Raw genomic sequence first — 17,793 nt, 5'->3', positions numbered from 1 at the left:
ACCTTATCCCGGGCCAGACAAACTCCTTGCTACAGGCTGAGCTACTGGCCGGACTTGATCCGGGTCCAGGCCCGTGTCCGCGCCCGCTCGGCGTCCCTGGGCAAAGGTTGCAAAGTGTAAAGCGTGGTCATGGCCGCTTCGGTCGGGTACAGGTTGGGGTTGTTGCGAATCGCCGGGTCGACCATTTCCGTGGCGTCCCTGTTCGGGTTCGGATAGCCGACGAAATCGCTCACCGGTGCGATCACCTTCGGTTGCAGCAGGTAATTGATAAAGGCGTAAGCGTCGTCCGGGTTGGCTGCCCCTTTGGGGATGGCGAGCATGTCAAACCAGATCGGCGCGCCTTCCTTGGGCAGGCGCATGTCCACTGTCACGCCGTTCTTGGCCTCCTTGGCGCGGTTGGCCGCCTGGGAAAAGCTGCCGGAGTAGCCGACCGCCACGCAGATATCGCCGTTGGCGATGTCGGCCATGTACTTGGACGAGTGGAAATAAGTGATGTGCGGGCGGATCTTCATCATCAGCGCTTCGGCCTTGGCATAGTCCGCCGGCTTCTTGCTGTTGGGGTCCAGGCCCAGGTGCTGCAGGGCCAGAGGCAGGATTTCCGAAGGTGAGTCGAGCAGCGCCACGCCGCACTGCTTGAGCTTGCTGATGTTCTCTTCCTTGAAGATCAGGTCCCAGCTGTCCACCGGAGCGTTGTCACCGAGGGCGGCTTTGATTTTGTCCGGGTTGAAGCCGATCAGGATGGTGCCGTACATGTAGGGCACGGCGAATTTGTTGCCTGGGTCGTTGGCTTCGATCAGCTTCATCAGCTTGGGATCGAGGTGGTTCCAGTTTGGCAGTTTGCTGCGGTCCAGGGGCTGGAACACGCCGGCTTCGATCTGCTTGGCCAGGAACACGTTGGACGGCACCACCACGTCGTAGCCAGAATTGCCGGTCAGCAGCTTGGCTTCCAGCGCTTCATTGGTGTCGAAGATGTCGTAGACCAGTTTGACCTGGCTGTTTTGCGCCTTGAAGTCGTCCAGGGCCTTGGGCGTGATGTAGTCGAACCAATTGTAGACACGCAGGGTCCGCTCCTCGGCCTGGACGGCACCGCAAAGCAGCATGGCGCACAGGGCTGGCGCCATCGAACGCTTGAGTCTGATCATGCTTGTGTTCCTCATGGGGCGCTTTGGAAACCTTCGAGAACGTTGACGGCATTGATGCCGATTTCGGCCACCGCGTAGCCGCCTTCCATCACAAATAGCGTCGGCTTGCCGAGCGCGGCGATGCGTTTGCCCATCGCCAGGTAATCCGGGCTGTCGAGCTTGAACTGCGAAATCGGATCGTCCTTGAAGGTGTCTACGCCCAGGGATACGACGATGACATCGGCGTCGTAACCCCGGATTTGCCCGCAGGCCTGCTCCAGTGCCGCGCTCCAGGTGTCCCAGCCTGAGCCGGCTGGCAAAGGGTAGTTGAAATTGAAGCCCTCGCCATCGCCCTCGCCATGCTCGTCGGCATAGCCCAGGAAGAATGGAAACTCCGCCTCTGGGTGACCGTGGATCGAGGTGAACAGCACGTCGCTGCGCTCATAGAAAATCGATTGGGTGCCGTTGCCGTGGTGGTAATCCACATCCAGGATCGCGACCTTCTGATGGCCCTGGTCGAGAAAGGCCTGGGCGGCGATGGCAGCGTTGTTCAGGTAGCAATAGCCGCCCATCAAGTCACTGGCAGCGTGGTGCCCTGGTGGGCGACACAGCGCAAAGGCACTGCGGGCGCCGCGCTGGATTTCGGCCTGGGCGGTGAGAGCGACCTGCGCTGCGCTGTAGGCCGCTTGCCAAGTGCCGGCGGTGATCGGCGCGCCGCCGTCGAAGCTGTAATAACCGAGTTGGCCGTGCAAGCTGGTCGGGATGACCGTGCGCAGGGTCCGTGCCGGCCAGGTGTAGGGCAACAAATCGCCGTCGCGGTTGAACTTGGCCCAGCGGTCCCAGGCACCTTTGAAAAATTCCAGGTACGCCGCACTGTGGATGCGCTGGATCGGCCCCAAGCCAAAGTCCTGCGGCGCCTCCACCGGCCCCAGTGCGCGCGCCTTGACCCGCTCCAGCACGTGATCGGCCCGGGAGGGCATTTCGAAGCAGGGCATCAATTGCCCGTCCATCAACTCGCAGCGTCCGTGGTGCAGGTGGTGATCGTCTGAGTAGATCGTCAGCATTGTTGTTCTCCGCAGGGCTGATTCGGTTGCTCACAGTCTTGCGGCGCGCGGCGTTTCGGAGAACGGCAGGAGAGGCCAAAAGGGGATTGAAATGGCCAAAAGGTTTGACCGTAAATCGCCCCTTGGTGCCTCAACTCACCGGCTTTCAGCATTGATAGATTATTAATTAAAAACACGCTTTATATGTTAAGGCGCTACTTGTTATTCAAAAATCATATATAAAACTGTCATTTCTGACAGTGCTCAAGTTTAAAAATTTTATCTAGCATATTTGGCAATGGCCATCAGGTAACATGAATGGAGCCCGCATGAAGAGCAAAAGCATACCCCACGTCGATAAAACACCTGAACAGACAAAAGGAGCCCCTGGGCCTTCCATCATAATCCAACCAGGAATCTATAAAATATATTCATTTTTAAGCAACTACAAAATAGTTGACATGGCCCTAAAGGAAGATAGTAAAGGCAGGCACGAAGTTAAATTGTATGACGACAGTGCTGAACCGGAATCCACATGGCACATTAAGTATAGTGGCAACGGAGAGCATTGGATTGCCAATGGACGATACCAAACAAGAGTCGTCGAGGCCTACGAGGGAAATGTAATTACCTCCCCCTTGCACGGTAGCATGGGGCCGGAATTTTATTGGATATTCAAGGATGCAGGATCCGGAGGTTTTTTCTATATCCAAAACAAACGCTACGGCACAGTAATGGATGTAAGGGGGGCGCAAACAGCGAACAATACCAATATTATCGACTACGCTTATGGTGGAGCAGAAAATCAAAGATTTAGATTATGGAGAATAGGGGATAGTCCTGGCTGACACCATACACATGAAACAGGTATGTAGATCTGCTAGGCCCTGTACGAAAACCTTCGAAACCCCTTCCAGTTTGTGAATGCCAGAATCAGTAAAGTTAGCGACCATCAAAGGCAGGGGCTCCGATGGCCAAACGATACAAACTCTCTGATGAGTCCCGTTGGTGGAAAGGAGATTGGAATAGAAAAAGGCATATCGAATTGATATGCCTTTTTCTTTGCCCTGGTTGCTAGCGCGGGTCGACGTTATCCAGCACACGGCTGGCCAGCAGTGAACTCAGGGCGCAAGAATGCGTGGCTGGTTGGAAGCTTGGCTGAGGGAGGATTAACAGGGCTCGTGGCTGCCCGGGAATTTGTGGTGAGGATGCTTGCTCCCGTTCGGCTCTGTAGGAGCTGGCGAAGCCTGCGATCTTTTGATCTTTCGCTTGAGGCTCAAGGGTCTGGGGAAGATCGCAGCCTCGCTTCGCTCGACAGCTCCTACAGGCGTAGCCCAGCGGGAGCAAGCACGGGGTTGGGTGTTGTACACGAAAGCTGCGATTCAAGATCTGAACTGACTCGGCGCCACGCCACTCCAGCGTACAAACGCATGGCGAAAACTGGCCGTTTCGCTGAAACCGAGCATTTCAGCAATCCGATAGATCGGCAATTGGTCCTCACACAGCATCTGCTTGGCCCGTTCGAAGCGCAGTTCGTCGAGCAATTCCTGATAGCTGCAGCCCATACTTTTGAGGTGACGGCGCAAGGTGCGCGACGAGCAGTTCATCTGTTCTGCCAGGCCTTCCAGGCCGGGTGCGGCATTCAATTGTGCACTGAGCAACTGGCGAATCCGTCCCAGCCAGGCCTGGCGGCCGGTGAACTCGGTGTTCTGCCGACGGCAACGTTCGGCCATGGCGTGGTGGGTGATGGGGTCAGCCAGTGGCAGCGGTTGTTCCAGCCAGTGGCGGTCGAAGGCGAAGGCGTTATCGACGCTGTCAAAACGCACCGGGCAGTCGAAGAGCGCTGCGTAGCGCGCCTGGTAATCGGGCGCCGAATGTTCGAAGCGCGTCGCGCGCAGGGGCAGCGTCTGGCCGAGCAGGTCGTTGCAGATGACTTTTAGCGACACCATACAGAACTCGGCGTTGAACACCGCCAGGGCCGGGTTCTCCCGATAATCGCTGGCGCTGAGCCAGACCGTTTCATGGCCTTCTTCCAGGTGCAGCTCGAAGAGTGTTCCCAATAGCGCCGGATAGCGCAGTGCCAAACGCAAAGCGTCACCCAAAGTGGCACTGCTGAGCAGGGCATAACCCAGCATTCCGTAGGACGACACGTGCATGCGCAAGCCCAGTTCCAGGCCGATATCGCGCTTGAGGGCCACGGCATTGGCGCAAACCTGCATCTCCTGATTGGTGGTGATGCACGTATCGGCCCGGTTCAGGTCCGCCGCACTGATGCCGCTACCGGCCAGCAACACCTCACTGGGCAGACCTTCGCGCTTGAAGGTGTTGAGCACCAGGGAGACAGCGTTGAGGGTGGTGAGGTGGGAGTGCAGCATGTTCGTTTCCAGCCTTGGGGAGGCTGGATATCGAGCAAGTTGTATGCCGGGAAAAGCGATAACCCGATACCGCACACCCCCCCAACGGGCTGCTTACGCTCGCAGGTAACGGTCGCGGCTCGCTTCTTTAGGCGGGCTGAAGACTTCCACTCATTGCCTGCCAATGGAAAAAAGCCATGTCGACTTCGAGCCCCACCCCTTCGATGACAAGCTCGCCACGCCCCCTGCGAACCGATGATGAGATCACCTCATGGGCCCTGAACGTGCACCTGCTGTTCGCGTCACGCCCGTCGCTGAAGGACGTCGCACGGACGACGCTTCAAGCGCTCCTCAATGAACGTTACCCAACGTTGGCACCAGCCGCCGCAACCGCCGTGATCCTTGAACCTCAATGGCGCATGGACGGCGGGCAATCGCACAAGGTCGGGTACGACACCCATGGATTGGCCGACCTGTTGCTCGAGCGCTGCAGGGGCGTGGGGGCAAGGACGTTCAGCCAGGGCAGCTTTCTTGCGAAATTCCCTGGCGCAGAGACGCCCCAGGGCGAAAAGGTCCCCTTGGATGAACTCCAGCAAATGCTCGATGAAGGGGCCTCCATGCTGCTTGAGGGCTATCAACAGCACTTGGTGGATTTCTGGAGCACAGACGCTCCCAGCGTCTGGCGACAACTGTCCGATCTGTTCAAGGCGCAGTTGCAACAGGCCACTTCGGCGCTCGTAGGCGAGGAGCTCGCCACCGTCCAGGCCGTCCTCGACTACCCGGAGCCGGCTCGGCGACAACGAGCCCTGGGGCAGGGCACCACCCGAGCCTACGTCACGTTTGTCTACGAGGGCGACAGCAACGTTCCTCATCCGGGGGATGTGCTGGTGCTGGCCATGTCGCGCCGTCTGGGTGAGCGAGAAATCGCTTTGCTCTACACATTGGCTGGCGGGATCGAGGTGTTCGGCTCGGTGGCGGCAATGGAAGCGTCCTGGTTTGGTGCGCGCCCGGCGGACGATTCGAAGCTGAGAAACTACACCCCCGAGCAGGACATCTTCGACGCCTTGACCCTCTGTCTCCTGGAGCGTCAGTTGCAACTGCTCGCCAGGATCAAACCCTCGGCTTATCCCGACACGGCCAGTCTTGAACGCGAAGTGGCGCTGGTTTCCGGTCCCGGCACGCTGCTGGGGGCCTTTCGCTCGGGGCATGAGGCCAGGCTGTCGAAACTGCAGCAGGTGCTTCCATCCTGGCTGAGGAATGCACCGTTGGCGGATCGCGGCGCCTACAGTCGTTTGTTGCTATCGCTGGCGGCGCAGCATCGAAGGTCCGTGTCATTCATGGCGGGTATTTCGAACATCCTTGAGTTCGCTGACCAGGCCTTGAAGGAAAAGATGCTGGAGGATGACCCCTCGCGCACGGATATCTCGGTGAACGAAATTGAAGTGACGTTATCCCGGTCGAGCAATTCCCCGTTCGAGATCATCGATCCGCCGTTTCCGCCCCCTCGCAGTGCAATTCAAACCCGGACTTTCCCCGAGATGGCGATCAGAAATCTCGGAGCTTTTCCCTGGGTCCCTTCGAAGATTACCTACCGAGGGGGCGAACCACCCGCCTGGATGACCTATGAGTATCTGCGGGACCTGACCTCGCGAGCCGACATCGGCCAGCACTATCCCGAACTGCTGCAGCGCAAGTTACTGAATGATCCCCTGGATGCGGCCCGCAGGCAGCAACATTTCGCTGATCGCCTCGCCATCCTGCTGCCATTGCAGGCATTGGAACTGAAGATCAAAAAGAACCTTAACGATATGGCTTATCACTTTGTCGTGGCGGTGTTGCGACCGACCCTGTCGGCCGGTTTCGCTGCCGGGCACAAACCGGTCATCAGGCCCCTGGCTTTCCTGACCGATGCCCAGGCAACGCCCAATGTGGTCGCCGACATGTTTGTGATCGGCCCTGAGGATGTCAGCCTGGGGCCTCATGTGCTTTACAGGCCTGCTTCGTCAACGCCCCTGATGGAATTTGCCTCGCGAGCCGCTCTTTTCGATGCCATCAAGCAGGCCGGAGCGTTACAGGACAGCGTGCTTGCCGGGCTTGAACCTTCTGCCCGTCGGGTCTATGCCAACGGCGGTTTCCAGGAGCCGCACATCGGCCGGGTGCTGCTTTCGGATGCCACCGCTCCCCGGACTCCGGAACCTGCGTTGCTCGGCCGCGAGCCGTTACAAGGCGATATCGTCGGTGCGTTGTACAAAGCCTGTGCCCAGGCCTTGATCGAACAGGCCAAACGGGCTTCGGTGTCCGACTCGCAGGCGCGCTGGGACAGGTTCATGCAGTTTGGCTGGGTAGCGTTCAACCTGTTGCTGCCGCTGCTGGATGGTCCGGTAATGATGATCGGCTTCCTGGCCCAGCTCACGGAGCAGCTTGATGAGTTCGTTGACAGCGAGGGGGTGGAAGACAGCGGGGAAGCCTTGGCCGCGGCGCTGATGGGCCTGGCGTTGGTACTGGTACAGGGAGGGGCGCGCCTGGGAGCGATCAGCCGACTGGAGGCGCGGGCAATGTTCGAGCATGAGGCTCCGGTTGTCTTGCCGGGCAATGCGATCATCAAAGAGCCGGCGTTACCTGCGTCCGCTAGCCCTTACGGGGCGAAAGCGCGGCTGGTCTATGGTTGGTCGAGCCCTCGTACCCATTTTTCCGCCCCTGAGCTGGCCCGCCTCGATACTTTCCAACTGGCGGCTCCTTCCACGTTGCAAGGTCGGGTGGTTTCGGGTGAATACCAGGGGCTCTATCAACGGGGCAGCCTGTGGTTTGCCCAGGTCGAAGGCAAGTGGTATCGAGTGTCACGCCGCCTTGAGGGGGTGGTGATCATCGACGCCGCCCATCCGGCGCGGACCGGTCCCTGGCTTGAACATGATGGGCAAGGTCGCTGGAGCCTGGGACACCGCCCGCGATTGCTCGGTGGTGCGGGTGGGTTGAGTATCCGTGCCGCAAAAAAACTCAAGAGCCTGGAGAAGAAGGGGCGCGATCTGCTGGGCACACTTGATCAACAAATGTCTGACGTCGGTTGGTTGTCCAGAAGTGAGCGTCCGCCTATCGACGTAGAGGAGCTCATCGTAGGCAAGGCAACCGGGTTCGATCGCTGTGCCGAGGAGATCGAGCAGTTGACGCAAGCGCTGGGTGACCAGGCTCCGCGAACGTTGATCAAGGAGCTGAGGGCCGGTGCCAGGCGTCTGCGGGAGTTGGGGCGAACCACCCGCATCGTGATGACCAAGGCGAAGCTGCCCAACGTTGGCGCGGTGGAGTATTTGTTACAGGAGCAGGAGATCAGCATCCGCAAGGCCGGTGGCCGGGTGGATATTTCAGACAATAAAGGCAACGACTTCCTGCAGGTCTACGAGATTCGCGAGAGGCGCAACAACCGCGTGCTGTGGTTCGCGCACTTCCATTATCTGAAACAGGATGCAGCGGCGGATGCCTTTACCAAGGCTCACCTGAAGACATTCGAGCAGGGCGGGCGGGGGCTTGAGTTCCAGAAAGCCCAGCAGAAGGCCGGCCAGGCGGTTGAGAGAATCTGGCGTGCCGACATTGGCAGCGCCGCCGCCAAGGCGTTATTCCTCTCGGTGTAGCAGTGTGAGGCGCGAGGAGATTCGCGCCTCAGCGGTTTGCAGGGCTCAGCTCAGCTCGCCGCATAGGTCCAGCTCAACCAGCCGGCGGACGTCCTCCACGGCCAGCCCGGCGCCGATCAACGCCTGCAGCTTGCCGAACGCCGCCTCGCGGGTCATGCCGCCACCGGACAGCACGCCAACGCCTCGCAAGCGGCTGCCGGCTTCGTACACGTCCAGTTCCACGCCGCCTTCATGGCATTGAGTCACCGCCACCACTACCACGCCGCTGTCCCGCGCCCGCTCCAGGCTGGCGAGGAAGGCCGGGTTGTCGCTTGGCCCGGTGCCGCTGCCGTAGCACTCCAGCACCAGGCCCTGGATACCACTGCCGAGCAGGCCATCGAGGATATCGGCGCTGATGCCGGGAAACAGCGGCAGCGCCGCGATGTTCGCCAGTTGCTTGGGCTGGTCGTAATTCAGCTGTGCCGGCAGCGAAGTTGCCTTGATACCACCGCCCTGACGCTCCAGGCGTTTGAACGGATGACGGCCGAAGCTGCGCACCTTGGCGCAGCGGGTCGGGGCCAACAGCTCGCCATGGAAATACAAATGCACCCCCGGCGCGAGCCCCTGGCCGAGGGCGACCAGCGCGCCACTGAGGTTTTCCCAGGCGTCGCTGTCGGTCACGCCGGCGGGCAACATGGAGCCGGTGAAACATACCCGGGCATGCAGGCCCAGCAGTTGGAAGCTCATCGCCGCTGCACTGTAGGCCAGCGTATCGGTGCCGTGCAGGATCAACACGCTGTCGCAGCCCTGCACATCCACGGCATCGACCACTGCTTCGCGCAGTTGCTGCCAGTAGGCCGGGGTCATGTTGGCGCTGTCGATCAGCGGCGACATTTCCCGGAAACGCCATTGCGGGATGACGAGTTCGGGCTGGCTGTGCAGGTAATCGCGCATCCGTGCTTCGAAACCGGATGCCGGAGCCAGGCCATGGGCGCTGGCTTGCATGCCGATGGTGCCGCCGGTGTAGAGCACCATGACGTGCTGGGCGGCAGGGTAGGTCGAGAAATTCATGGGTGTTCTCCGAGGACGAAAACGGCAGCTCATCGGGCTGCCACAACATAAGGCCGAGCATGACGCCGACCTCAGGCTGTGTCACGCCGGGCGCAGAAAAAGTGCGCCCGGTTTTCTCCAATCAGCCTGCCGAATCAGGGTTGCGCAGCGGCCACGCCTGCCGGAGCCTTTCCAGGCGCGGCTACCGGTGCCGAAGGGTTCGCTGGCCAGGCCTTGCGGTCCAGATCCAGGTCGGGGAACTTGCTGGAGTCGAAAACCGGAACCTTGATGCCGGCCGAACGCTGGTCATCGTAGTCGCGCAGGATACGCATGCCGACCTTGAACAGCAGGAACAGCGCGATCAGGTTCACGAACGCCAGCAGGGTCATGGTGATGTCGGCGAAGGCAAACACGGTGCCGAGGTTCTCGATGGCACCCCAGAAGATCAGCACCAGTACCAGGGTGCGGTAGCCGATCAGCACCTTGCGGTTTTCGCCGACCATGAAGCGCAGGTTGTTTTCGCCCAGATAGTAGTTGTAGAGGATCGAGGTGAACACGAACAACGACAGCGCCACGGAGATGAATATCCGTCCCCAGTCACCGACCACGGCGGCGAGGGAGTTTTGGGTCAGGGCAATACCGTCACCTTCGAAGCCCGGGGTGTAGAAGCCCGACAGCAGGATCAGCAGTGCGGTGCAGGTGCAGATCAAGAAGGTGTCGAGGAACACGCTGAATGCTTGAATCACACCCTGAGCCACCGGGTGCTCGACCGAGGCCACGGCGGCGACGTTTGGCGCACTGCCCAGGCCCGCTTCGTTGGCGAACACGCCACGTTTGACGCCCATGACAATGGCGCTGCCGATCAGGCCGCCAAAGGCCTGGTCAAGGCCGAAGGCGCTTTTGACGATGGTGGTCAGCATGGCCGGCACCTGATCGAACTGCAGCACGATCACGTAGAGGGTTACACCGATGTACGCCAGGGTTTTGACTGGCACCAGCAGGTCAGCGACTTTGGCGATGCGCTTGATCCCACCGATGAACACCAGGCCCAACAGCACTGCCAGGCCAATGCCTGTGTAGGTGGTGTCGAAACCGAAAGCGTTGTTCAGCGAGTGAGTCACGGCATGGGCTTGCAGGCCGTTGAAGGCGAAACCGAAGGTGATCAGCAGCAGGAACGCCATGATCATGCCCAACCAGCGCTTCTGCAGACCGTGCTGGATGTAATAGGACGGGCCGCCACGGAACTGGCCTTCGGCGTCACAGCGCTTGTAGAGCTGGCCGAGGGAACATTCGAAGAAGCTGCTGGACATGCCGACCAGCGCGGTCACCCACATCCAGAACACAGCGCCGGGCCCGCCGAGGGTGACGGCGATGCCGACACCGGCGATGTTGCCTGCGCCGACACGACCGGCCAGGCTGAGCATCAAGGCCTGGAAGGAACTGAGCTGACCAGCGCTGCTTTTGAGGCTGTCGCGGAATACCGCAAACATGTGAAGGAAATGACGGAACTGGACGAAGCGCGAGCGGATCGTGAAGTAGCTGCCAAGCCCGACAATGAGCACGATCAGCACTTTCCCTGAGAGGAAGTCGTTGATGACTTCTAGCATGAGTATTCCTCGCTGTTTTTTGTTTAAGCGAATGCTGGCCATTTGGAAACATCCTGTTACATCGGTCGGCGCGCGGCACGACAGGTGAGGCGATGTTTCGTCCTGGTCCATTTCGCGGGTTGTTATTAGTTCGGTTTTCGCATGTGTTGGGGGTCTCGTTTCTGACGACCGCTCACGCGAAGAGGGGCGGCACTATACCTACCAGTGCGGCGCCCGTCTGCACGATTGTGGTGCGTGCGACGAAACGGACCTTTGAATCACCTGGCTTTTTTATGACCAGGGTTGTGGGGAGGCTGCTTCTCTGTGGGAGCGGGCTTGCTCGCGAAAGCGGCGGCCCATCCGGTAGGGGGGCAAGCTGACGCACCACCTTCGCGAGCAAGCCCGCTCCCACACAGTTCAGCTTCCAGACTTCTTTGCAGCCTCGAGTCAGTTAAAAAAAAGGGCCTGGGGAACAAGTCCCCAAGCCCTCAAAAGGTGAGAGGTGTCTAGTCCCTCGACCTGGTGAGCAGTCATCGTCTCGATCACGCCTTCAGCGGGACCAGACGCGGAGCAATCATGTTTTCCGGGCGCAGGATGTCGTCGAGCATGGCGTCGTCGAGCAAGCCTTCTTCGCGCACCAGTTCCAGCACCCCGCGGCCGCTTTCCAGCGCAACACGGGCGATACGGGTGGCATTCTCATAGCCGATGTACGGGTTCAGGGCGGTGACCAGACCGATCGAGTGCTCGACCAGTTCGCGGCAGCGCGCTTCGTTGGCGGTGATGCCGACGATGCAGTGTTCGCGCAGCATGTCCATGGCCCGTTGCAGCAGGCGGATCGAGTCGAAGATTTTGAAAGCGATCAACGGCTCCATCACGTTCAATTGCAGTTGCCCGCCTTCGGCCGCGATGGTCAGGGCCAAGTCGTTGCCGATGATTTGGAACGCGACTTGGTTGACCGCTTCCGGGATCACCGGGTTGACCTTGCCTGGCATGATCGAGCTGCCTGGCTGGCGAGCCGGCAGGTTGATCTCGTTGATGCCGGTGCGAGGACCGCTGGACAGCAGGCGCAGGTCGTTGCAAATCTTCGACAGCTTGACTGCGGTGCGCTTGAGCATGCCGGAGAACAGCACGAAGGCGCCCATGTCGGAGGTGGCTTCGATCAGGTCGGCGGCCGGTACCAGTGGCTGGCCGCTGATGGTTGCCAGGCGCTGCACGGCCAGGGCCTGATAGCGCGGGTCGGCGTTGATGCCGGTGCCGATGGCGGTGCCGCCCAGGTTCACTTCGGTGAGCAATTCAGGCGCCAGGGTTTTCAGGCGTGCCAGGTCTTCGCTCAGAGTGGTGGCGAAGGCACGGAATTCCTGGCCGAGGGTCATCGGCACCGCGTCCTGCAGTTGGGTGCGGCCCATTTTCAGGACGTGGCTGAACTCTTCACCCTTGGCGGCAAAGGCCTGAATCAGGCTGTCGAGGCTGGCCAGCAACGCATCGTGACCCAGCAGCAGACCCAAGCGGATCGCGGTCGGGTAGGCGTCGTTGGTGGACTGCGCCATGTTCACGTCGTTGTTGGGGTGCAGGTACTGGTATTCGCCTTTGTTGTGGCCCATGGCCTCCAACGCAATGTTGGCGATGACTTCGTTGGCATTCATGTTGGTTGAAGTGCCAGCGCCGCCTTGGATCATGTCCACCACGAACTCTTCGTGGAAATCGCCGCGGATCAGTCGTGCACAGGCTTCGCTGATAGCGGCATGCTTGGCTTCGCTGAGCTGGCCCAACTCACGGTTGGCATCAGCGGCGGCCTGTTTGACCATTGCCAGACCGACTACCAGCTTGGGGTAATGCGAGATCGGGACGCCGGAGAGACGGAAGTTGTTCACCGCTCGCAGGGTCTGGATGCCGTAATACGCTTGCGCCGGTACTTCAAGTACGCCAAGCAGGTCTTTTTCTGTGCGGAATGATGCAGCGGAAGACATGATAGAAATCATCTCGATAAGGACCCGGTCTGAGCCGGAACGCTGTGAATCCTAGGCTTTCAGAAAAATTAGAGCCAATGCTGTTAAACACTGCCCTATGCACATTCGGCATAATGGGAGTGTGACGCCGACCGTACGGTGAGCGTGTGACCTGTTTTGGTGCGTGCCTTGGGAGGACGTGATGAATCTAGAAAGCAAATGGCTCGAGGACTTCAGTGCCCTGGCTGCGACGCGCAGTTTTTCCCAGGCGGCCGAACGGCGCTTCGTGACGCAACCGGCCTTCAGCCGACGCATCCGCAGCCTCGAGGCGGCGCTGGGGCTGACCCTGGTCAACCGCTCCCGCACACCGATCGAACTGACAGCAGCGGGGCAGCTGTTCCTGGTGACGGCGCGTACCGTGGTCGAGCAACTGGGTGAAGTGCTGCGTCATCTGCACCATCTGGAAGGCGGGCAGGGCGAAGTGATGCAAGTGGCGGCCGCACACTCCCTGGCGCTGGGCTTCTTCCCGCGCTGGATCGCACAACTGCGCAATGAAGGCCTGAACATCGCCACGCGGTTGGTGGCGACCAACGTCGGCGACGCCGTGCATGCATTGCGCGAAGGGGGTTGCGACCTGATGCTGGCCTTCTATGACCCGGATTCGGCGATGCAGATGGACCCGGAGATCTTCCCCTCGCTGCACCTGGGCCAGACCGAAATGTTGCCGGTGTGTGCCGCCGATGCTGACGGCAAACCGTTGTTCGACCTTGAAGGCGAGGCCAGCGTGCCCTTGCTGGCCTACAGCGCCGGTGCCTTTCTCGGTCGCTCGGTGAACCAGTTACTGCGCCAGCGTGCCCTGCGTTTCACCACGGTTTACGAAACGGCCATGGCCGACAGCCTCAAAAGCATGGCGCTGGAAGGCTTGGGTATCGCCTGGGTGCCACAACTGAGCGTGCGCGCCGAACTGGCCCGGGGCGAACTGGTGGTCTGCGGCGGCGCCCAATGGCACGTGCCCCTGGAAATCCGCCTGTACCGCTGCGCACTGGTGCGCAAGGCCAACGTGCGATTGTTGTGGCGCAAGCTCGAGGGTGGCGCGGCGCAGGGGGTGACTGGCTCCTGATACCACGAAAACTCTTTGTGGGAGCGAGCCTGCTCGCGATAGCGGTGTGTCAGGCAACGATGATGTTGAATGTCAGTCCGCTATCGCGAGCAGGCTCGCTCCCACAGGGAAATTGTGGTGCTTGTTCGCTGACCTGAGAGTCAATAAAACCGCTGTTTAACCACAAATGACAGATGGTCGCGACAGGGGCTGTTTATCTATTTCATTGAGGTATACTGCGCGGCCTTCGGCCGGTCCAGATCGGCCATAATTCGTACAACAAGCCACGCCGGTTTCCTGCGTGGCTTGTTGTTTTTTGACGCGCCTGCGGGCGCCCAGAGAGAAGAGGCACGACGATGAGTGCACTGGTTGGCGTGATCATGGGCTCCAAGTCCGATTGGTCCACCCTTAGCCACACCGCCGATATGCTGGAAAAGCTCGGCATCCCTTACGAGGTGAAAGTGGTCTCCGCCCACCGCACCCCGGATCTGCTGTTCCAGTACGCCGAAGAGGCTGAGGCTCGTGGCATTGAGGTGATCATCGCCGGTGCCGGTGGCGCGGCCCACCTGCCAGGCATGTGTGCGGCCAAGACCCACCTGCCGGTGCTGGGCGTGCCGGTGCAGTCGTCGATGCTCTCGGGCGTCGACTCGCTGCTGTCGATCGTGCAGATGCCGGCCGGTATTCCGGTCGCGACCCTGGCCATCGGCAAGGCCGGTGCGATCAACGCGGCCCTGCTGTCGGCGAGCATCCTGGGCGCCAAGCACCCACAATTTCATACCGTGCTGAAAAAATTCCGCGCTGAGCAGACAGACAGCGTCCTGGACAATCCAGACCCACGCATTGCCTGAGGTGGTTGACGAATGAAGATCGGTGTAATCGGTGGCGGCCAGTTGGGTCGCATGTTGGCCCTGGCGGGAACGCCGCTGGGAATGAACTTCGCTTTCCTGGATCCGGCGCCGGACGCCTGCGCCAGCGCGTTGGGTGAACACCTGCGGGCCGACTACGGTGATCAGGACCATCTGCGCCAACTGGCCGATGAAGTCGATCTGGTGACCTTCGAGTTCGAGAGCGTCCCTGCCGAAACCGTTGCCTTCCTGTCCCAGTTCGTCCCGGTTTACCCGAGTGCCGAAGCCTTGCGCATCGCCCGCGACCGCTGGTTCGAAAAGAATATGTTCAAGGACCTGGGCATCCCTACACCCGCGTTCGCCGACATCCAATCCCAGGCCGACCTGGAAGCCGCCGTTGCTTCCATCGGCCTGCCTGCCGTCCTCAAGACTCGCACCCTGGGCTACGACGGCAAGGGCCAGAAAGTCCTGCGCATTCCTGAGGATGTGGCTGGCACGTTCGCCGAGCTGGGCAGCGTGGCCTGCTTGCTGGAAGGTTTTGTACCGTTCACCGGGGAAGTCTCGTTGATCGCCGTGCGGGCTCGCGACGGGGAAATCCGTTTCTATCCGCTGGTGCACAACACCCACAAGGACGGCATTCTCAAGCTGTCCGTGGCCAGCACCGATCATCCGCTGCAGGCCCTGGCGGAGGACTACTCCAGCCGGGTGCTCAAGCAACTGGACTATGTCGGCGTCATGGCGTTCGAGTTCTTTGAAGTGGACGGCGGCCTCAAGGCCAATGAAATCGCCCCGCGCGTGCACAACTCCGGGCACTGGACCACCGAAGGCGCCGAGTGCAGCCAGTTTGAAAACCACCTGCGGGCGGTGGCCGGGCTGCCGCTGGGCTCGACCGCCAAAGTCGGCGAAAGCGCGATGCTCAACTTCATCGGCAAGGTGCCGGACACCGAAAAAGTCCTGAGAATTGCCGACTGCCATCTGCACCACTATGGCAAGGCGTTCAAGGCCGGGCGCAAGGTTGGTCACGCCAACCTGCGCTGCGCTGACCGGGCCACGCTGGCCCAGCAGATCATCAAGGTCGAGACACTGATCGCCGAACAATAGTCTCAAGCGTCGGTGGAACCATTGGTCGGCTAACTTCTCTGATGGCTAGGTGCCAAAGTCTCAACGGGCTTTGGTCTGGCTACTTATCTCAGAGGGAAATGCCATGGGAATCATTGGAACCATCTTTATCGGCTTGATCGTGGGCCTGCTGGCGCGCTTCCTGAAACCGGGCGATGACAGCATGGGCTGGATCATGACCATCCTGCTCGGTATCGGCGGTTCGTTGGCAGCCACTTACGGCGGCCAGGCCCTGGGCATCTACCAGGCTGGCGAAGGCGCCGGTTTCATCGGTGCCCTGGTGGGCGCGGTGGTGTTGCTGGTGATCTACGGTCTGATCAAAAGAAACTGATTCTATTCTGTGACAAAGCCCCCTCTGCGTTGGCGCGCAGGGAGGGCTAGAATGCCCGGCGTCGCACTTCCTACTTATTGCCGAGCCCATTCATGCGCCGTTTAGTCTTGACCCTCCTTCTGCTGGGCAGCGGCCTGGCCCACGCCGCGGAACTGCCGGAAACCGACTGGCTCGAACTGATGCCCAAGTCGGACCAGAAAGCCCTCGAGGCCATGCCCGAGATTGACCACAACACCCCCGAAGCCAGCGGCACCTTCACCGAAAAAGGTGGCTTGAAACAAAGCAAGGGCTTGCCGGCGGTGATGTATTCGAGCAAGACCGTAGCGTCGATGAACAACAGGCATATCCGCCTGGGCGGCTACCCGGTGCCGCTGGAGTCCGACGCCAAGGGCCGCAGCACGCTGTTTTTCCTGGTGCCTTACCCTGGCGCCTGCATCCACGTCCCGCCACCACCGCCCAATCAACTGGTACTGGTGCGCTATCCCAAGGGTTTGAAGCTGGACGACATCTACACACCGCTCTGGGTGACCGGCACGCTGAAGATCGAAAAGGTCGACAACGACTTGGCCAGCGCGGCGTACGCGCTGGAAGCGGAAAAGGTGAGGGTGGTGCAGGAAGCGGATCTGTAGGTGCCAGTAAATTTGGCGTAGATCCACTGTGGGAGCGAGCCTGCTCGCGATGGCGGTGTGTCAGTCGATGCAGATGTTGACTGACACTCCGCCATCGCGAGCAGGCTCGCTCCCACAAGGGGATTTTCAGTGTGGCTTAGAGCGGCTTGCTGCCGATGCTGACGCCGAGGGTATGACTGGCCTGCGGCAACAGCGTTACCACATCGTCCATCACATTCGCCGTCTCGATACACAGCATGCGCTGCCAGCCATCGTCGGCCATGTCGCTGAAGGCCTTGGCGCGTTCGGTCCAGGGGTTCCAGATCACCGCCGAGCGTGAACCACTGCTGGTCAGTTCGATGCGTCGTTCCCAGTGCGGGTCAACGATGCTCAGCTTCGGTGGGGTATCGAGATAGATGCGATCAGTCTCGCCGGCAAAGTGCAGATCGCCGGCCTGGGTTACGGTATTCCAGTCGTCCAGTGTTTCGATATAACGCAAGCCATCCACGCCTTCGACATGCACGTTGCGCACGTCACTGACAGCAAAGTAACTGTGCAGTGCCTGGCTCAGACTGACGATTTCGCTGCCGCGGTTATGGCTGGTGAGGTGGATGTGCAACTGCTCGTCCATCACGATAGTCAGCGTCAGGTCCACCTGATGGGGCCAGCCCGAGAGGCCATTTTCGGGGTAGGGCAGCACGAATTCCACCTTGAGGCTTTCGCCTTCGGTTTCGATGCCCTTCAACTCCCAATCCATCGCCCGCACCAGGCCGTGAGCGGTGGCCGGTTCGTTGCTCACGCGCATGGCCTGTACGCTATCGGGGTTGCGCGTCAGGTTGCCGAACCAAGGCCAGCACACCGGCACGCCCGCGCGGATGCTCTTGCCCGCCTTGAACGTGGCCTGGTCGTTGAGCCAGATCAGTGGCGGCTGGCCGTCCACTTGATAACTGAGGATGTGCGCGCCTTGCTGGGCCACCAGCAACTCGGCCTGACCGTGGCGGATGCGCCAGCCGTTCAGTTCATCCAGTTTGACGGCTTCGACATGGGGCGTAGGCATACTGCAAATCTCGCTCAGGAACATGAACTGCA

The 17,793-nt window shown here is 60.4% G+C and carries 14 protein-coding genes; 7 read left to right on the top strand and 7 right to left on the bottom strand.

The annotated features are described in order from the left end of the window. Nucleotides 1–41 precede the first annotated feature (41 nt). Together BM132_RS18860 and BM132_RS18855 are read right to left on the bottom strand one after the other, a co-directional pair. Nucleotides 42–1,142 carry a polyamine ABC transporter substrate-binding protein gene (locus BM132_RS18860; protein ID WP_092457736.1) on the bottom strand — a complete coding sequence of 367 codons (1,101 nt, stop codon included), beginning with the start codon at nucleotides 1,140–1,142 and terminating at the stop codon, nucleotides 42–44. Nucleotides 1,143–1,153: 11 nt separating this feature from the next. After that, a complete protein-coding gene (locus tag BM132_RS18855) occupies nucleotides 1,154–2,185 on the bottom strand; it encodes a histone deacetylase family protein (RefSeq protein WP_092457733.1) in 1,032 nt (343 codons plus the stop codon). 308 nt (nucleotides 2,186–2,493) lie between these two features. Here BM132_RS18855 and BM132_RS18850 point away from each other — a divergent pair, with 308 nt between their 5' ends. Further along, nucleotides 2,494–3,012, top strand: a complete 519-nt coding sequence (locus BM132_RS18850) for an RICIN domain-containing protein (RefSeq protein ID WP_177218191.1) — start codon at nucleotides 2,494–2,496, stop codon at nucleotides 3,010–3,012. A gap of 534 nt (nucleotides 3,013–3,546) precedes the next feature. Here BM132_RS18850 and BM132_RS18845 read toward each other — a convergent pair. Continuing rightward, on the bottom strand, nucleotides 3,547–4,539 hold the full coding sequence (locus BM132_RS18845; RefSeq protein ID WP_092457727.1) for an AraC family transcriptional regulator: 993 nt from the start codon (nucleotides 4,537–4,539) through the stop codon (nucleotides 3,547–3,549). Nucleotides 4,540–4,715: 176 nt separating this feature from the next. On the opposite strand from BM132_RS18845, the gene BM132_RS18840 reads away from it, so the two are divergent. Continuing rightward, nucleotides 4,716–8,141, top strand: a complete 3,426-nt coding sequence (locus BM132_RS18840) for a dermonecrotic toxin domain-containing protein (RefSeq protein WP_143092371.1) — start codon at nucleotides 4,716–4,718, stop codon at nucleotides 8,139–8,141. A gap of 45 nt (nucleotides 8,142–8,186) precedes the next feature. Here BM132_RS18840 and BM132_RS18835 read toward each other — a convergent pair whose 3' ends face one another. The 3 genes from BM132_RS18835 to aspA form a co-directional block, all read right to left on the bottom strand. After that, nucleotides 8,187–9,191, bottom strand: coding sequence for an asparaginase (locus tag BM132_RS18835; RefSeq protein WP_092457720.1), 1,005 nt, complete (start codon nucleotides 9,189–9,191; stop codon nucleotides 8,187–8,189). Nucleotides 9,192–9,325: 134 nt separating this feature from the next. Continuing rightward, the gene (locus BM132_RS18830; protein WP_092399481.1) at nucleotides 9,326–10,777 is read right to left on the bottom strand and encodes an alanine/glycine:cation symporter family protein; all 1,452 of its coding nucleotides are present in this window, start codon (nucleotides 10,775–10,777) and stop codon (nucleotides 9,326–9,328) included. 521 nt (nucleotides 10,778–11,298) lie between these two features. Further along, nucleotides 11,299–12,723, bottom strand: a complete 1,425-nt coding sequence (aspA, locus tag BM132_RS18825) for an aspartate ammonia-lyase (protein WP_025216214.1) — start codon at nucleotides 12,721–12,723, stop codon at nucleotides 11,299–11,301. Between the two features lie 181 nt (nucleotides 12,724–12,904). Here aspA and BM132_RS18820 point away from each other — a divergent pair, with 181 nt between their 5' ends. From BM132_RS18820 to BM132_RS18800, 5 genes are all read left to right on the top strand, one after another. Further along, nucleotides 12,905–13,822 (top strand): LysR substrate-binding domain-containing protein, encoded by a 918-nt coding sequence (locus tag BM132_RS18820; RefSeq protein ID WP_092399478.1) that lies wholly within the window; start codon nucleotides 12,905–12,907, stop codon nucleotides 13,820–13,822. A 335-nt stretch (nucleotides 13,823–14,157) separates the two neighbouring features. Next, the gene (gene purE / locus BM132_RS18815) at nucleotides 14,158–14,649 is read left to right on the top strand and encodes a 5-(carboxyamino)imidazole ribonucleotide mutase (RefSeq protein ID WP_003196369.1); all 492 of its coding nucleotides are present in this window, start codon (nucleotides 14,158–14,160) and stop codon (nucleotides 14,647–14,649) included. A gap of 12 nt (nucleotides 14,650–14,661) precedes the next feature. Then, nucleotides 14,662–15,747, top strand: coding sequence for a 5-(carboxyamino)imidazole ribonucleotide synthase (locus tag BM132_RS18810; RefSeq protein WP_092457717.1), 1,086 nt, complete (start codon nucleotides 14,662–14,664; stop codon nucleotides 15,745–15,747). Nucleotides 15,748–15,850: 103 nt separating this feature from the next. After that, nucleotides 15,851–16,096 carry a GlsB/YeaQ/YmgE family stress response membrane protein gene (locus BM132_RS18805; RefSeq protein ID WP_039593587.1) on the top strand — a complete coding sequence of 82 codons (246 nt, stop codon included), beginning with the start codon at nucleotides 15,851–15,853 and terminating at the stop codon, nucleotides 16,094–16,096. A 92-nt stretch (nucleotides 16,097–16,188) separates the two neighbouring features. Next, nucleotides 16,189–16,725: a DUF3299 domain-containing protein gene (locus BM132_RS18800; protein ID WP_092457714.1), complete on the top strand. Its 537-nt coding sequence runs from the start codon at nucleotides 16,189–16,191 to the stop codon at nucleotides 16,723–16,725. Nucleotides 16,726–16,861: 136 nt separating this feature from the next. Here BM132_RS18800 and BM132_RS18795 read toward each other — a convergent pair whose 3' ends face one another. After that, nucleotides 16,862–17,761, bottom strand: a complete 900-nt coding sequence (locus BM132_RS18795; protein ID WP_092399831.1) for a D-hexose-6-phosphate mutarotase — start codon at nucleotides 17,759–17,761, stop codon at nucleotides 16,862–16,864. Between the last annotated feature and the right edge of the window lie 32 nt (nucleotides 17,762–17,793).

This window comes from Pseudomonas sp. NFACC45, assembly GCF_900113505.1.
Lineage (GTDB): Bacteria > Pseudomonadota > Gammaproteobacteria > Pseudomonadales > Pseudomonadaceae > Aquipseudomonas > Aquipseudomonas tehranensis.
The sequence above is the reverse complement of the archived record's forward strand: the minus strand, read 5'-3'. Positions and strand labels throughout refer to the sequence as shown.

Bases quoted from the DNA above. Each gene is read 5' to 3' on its own strand.
- BM132_RS18795 (WP_092399831.1), bottom strand. From the start codon at position 17,761: ATGCCTACGCCCCATGTCGAAGCCGTCAAACTGGATGAACTGAACGGC.
- BM132_RS18840 (WP_143092371.1), top strand. From the start codon at position 4,716: ATGTCGACTTCGAGCCCCACCCCTTCGATGACAAGCTCGCCACGCCCC.
- BM132_RS18805 (WP_039593587.1), top strand. From the start codon at position 15,851: ATGGGAATCATTGGAACCATCTTTATCGGCTTGATCGTGGGCCTGCTG.
- BM132_RS18810 (WP_092457717.1), top strand. From the start codon at position 14,662: ATGAAGATCGGTGTAATCGGTGGCGGCCAGTTGGGTCGCATGTTGGCC.
- BM132_RS18820 (WP_092399478.1), top strand. From the start codon at position 12,905: ATGAATCTAGAAAGCAAATGGCTCGAGGACTTCAGTGCCCTGGCTGCG.
- BM132_RS18845 (WP_092457727.1), bottom strand. From the start codon at position 4,539: ATGCTGCACTCCCACCTCACCACCCTCAACGCTGTCTCCCTGGTGCTC.
- BM132_RS18855 (WP_092457733.1), bottom strand. From the start codon at position 2,185: ATGCTGACGATCTACTCAGACGATCACCACCTGCACCACGGACGCTGC.
- purE (WP_003196369.1), top strand. From the start codon at position 14,158: ATGAGTGCACTGGTTGGCGTGATCATGGGCTCCAAGTCCGATTGGTCC.
- BM132_RS18850 (WP_177218191.1), top strand. From the start codon at position 2,494: ATGAAGAGCAAAAGCATACCCCACGTCGATAAAACACCTGAACAGACA.
- BM132_RS18835 (WP_092457720.1), bottom strand. From the start codon at position 9,191: ATGAATTTCTCGACCTACCCTGCCGCCCAGCACGTCATGGTGCTCTAC.
- BM132_RS18830 (WP_092399481.1), bottom strand. From the start codon at position 10,777: ATGCTAGAAGTCATCAACGACTTCCTCTCAGGGAAAGTGCTGATCGTG.
- BM132_RS18800 (WP_092457714.1), top strand. From the start codon at position 16,189: ATGCGCCGTTTAGTCTTGACCCTCCTTCTGCTGGGCAGCGGCCTGGCC.
- BM132_RS18860 (WP_092457736.1), bottom strand. From the start codon at position 1,142: ATGATCAGACTCAAGCGTTCGATGGCGCCAGCCCTGTGCGCCATGCTG.
- aspA (WP_025216214.1), bottom strand. From the start codon at position 12,723: ATGTCTTCCGCTGCATCATTCCGCACAGAAAAAGACCTGCTTGGCGTA.